Genomic DNA, 1,631 nt, shown 5'->3' on the forward strand with positions numbered 1-1,631 from the left:
GCCTAGATTCGCGTCTCTACCCGAACGGTCCCAACACTCACCGGAACGCGTCGCGCTGGGTTCGGGGACCCGGCACCCTTTTGGCGACGGGCCGGACAGGCCGGCCCACGTCGGGAAGGGGGCCGGTGATGGCCAGGCAGAAGAGGCCGCCGGACAGGGCCTACGCGAGGCTGGACCGCAGCGAGCGCAACCGCATACACAGGGGGCTGGAGCGCGGCGAGTCCGCGCGCTCGATAGCCGCGGACCTGGGCAGGTCGCCCTCCACCGTGTGCTCGGAGGTGCAGAGGCACCGCTACGTGACGTCGCCGAGGGAGCACAGGGGGCAGCCGGCGCCGTCGGACGAGGCGCTGGCGCAGTCGTGCCCGGGCCTCGCCAAGTGGCCGAGGTGCTGCAACGGCTGCGCGAAGCGCCGGGGCTACGGCTGCAGCAGGCGCCCGCGCGTGTACTACGACCCCAGGGCCGCGCAGCTCCAGGCCGACGCCGAGCTGAGCCTGTCGCGCAGGGGCATCGACGCCGACGAGGAGGAGGCCGCCCGCCAGATCGCCGCGATCAGGGACGGGCTCGCCCGGGGCCTCTCGCCGGAGCAGATGGTGGCGTCGGGCGCCGTCACCGTGTCCGTGTCCACGGTCTACCGCTGGGCCGAGCGCGGCTACGCGGGCATGTCGAACATGGACCTGCGCCGGAAGGTGGGCTACAGGAAGCGCAGGAGGAGCGCCCCGGAGCGCGCCACCTCGCACTCGCCCCGGAGGTCGCACGCGGCCTTCCTGGCGCTCGGCGACGAGTGCGCCGGCGCCTGGGAGATGGACACCGTCGAGGGCCGCAGGGGCGACCGGGCCTGCCTGCTGACGCTGCTGCACCGCCCGTCGAGGCTGCAGCTGCTGCTGCCGATGCCCTCGAAGGAGGCCGGCGGGCCGGAGGCGTGGCTGCGCAGGCTGTCGTCGGCCCTCGGGCCGGGGGCGGCGCGCAGGGTCTTCGCGCTCGTGCTCACCGACAACGGCGCGGAGTTCTCCGACGAGCGGGCCCTCGCGGCCGCGATCGGCGAGCGGCCCGGCGAGACGCGCCTCTTCTACTGCGACCCGGGGCGCGCCGACCAGAAGGGCGGCTGCGAGAAGAACCACGTGGAGGTGCGCAAGGTCTTCCCCAAGGGCCGGGGCGGCGTCTCGCTGGAGGGCGTCGGCGAGGCGGACTGCGCCGCGGCCATGTCGCACGTCAACTCGTCGCCGAGGCCGTCGCTCGGGGGCCTCTGCCCAGCGGCCGCGTTCAGGGCCATGCTCGGCGCCGACGCGGACGCGCTGCTGGACGCCCTCGGGGTCGAGCAGCTGCCCTACGCGGAGGTGCTCATGTCGCCGGAGGCCGTGAACAGGGCCAGGAGGGAGAGGGGCGAGGCGCCGCTGGCGTAGGCGCGGGCACGTGACAACGGAGGCTCCCCGGGGGCCCGTCGCGCTGAGTTCAGCGACCGCCGCGACGGGGCGCTGGCGCGCGGCCTTCCGGGGCCATCGCGACGCCTCTCCACGCATCCTACAACAGGGGGGACGCGCCCGCCGCGCCCTCACGGGCGCGGCCGGCGCGTCCATCTGGCTGCGGGAACCCGGCCAGCGCCTCAAATGTTCAGATGGCTCTGCAAATCAACC

General features: G+C 74.6%; 1 protein-coding gene. It reads left to right on the top strand.

Going from position 1 to position 1,631, the window contains the following annotated elements; translation table 11 throughout:
• Window positions 1-128: 128 nt before the first annotated feature.
• Complete coding sequence (locus tag QJ043_RS09755) at window positions 129-1,400, top strand: IS30 family transposase (protein ID WP_283714086.1); 1,272 nt, start codon at window positions 129-131, stop codon at window positions 1,398-1,400.
• Window positions 1,401-1,631 lie beyond the last annotated feature (231 nt).

The organism is Kribbibacterium absianum, assembly GCF_030067705.1.
GTDB lineage: Bacteria > Actinomycetota > Coriobacteriia > Coriobacteriales > Atopobiaceae > Kribbibacterium > Kribbibacterium absianum.

What these genes read in the sequence shown, in the direction of transcription:
- QJ043_RS09755 (WP_283714086.1), top strand. Translation starts at nt 129, where the DNA reads ATGGCCAGGCAGAAGAGGCCGCCGGACAGGGCCTACGCGAGGCTGGAC.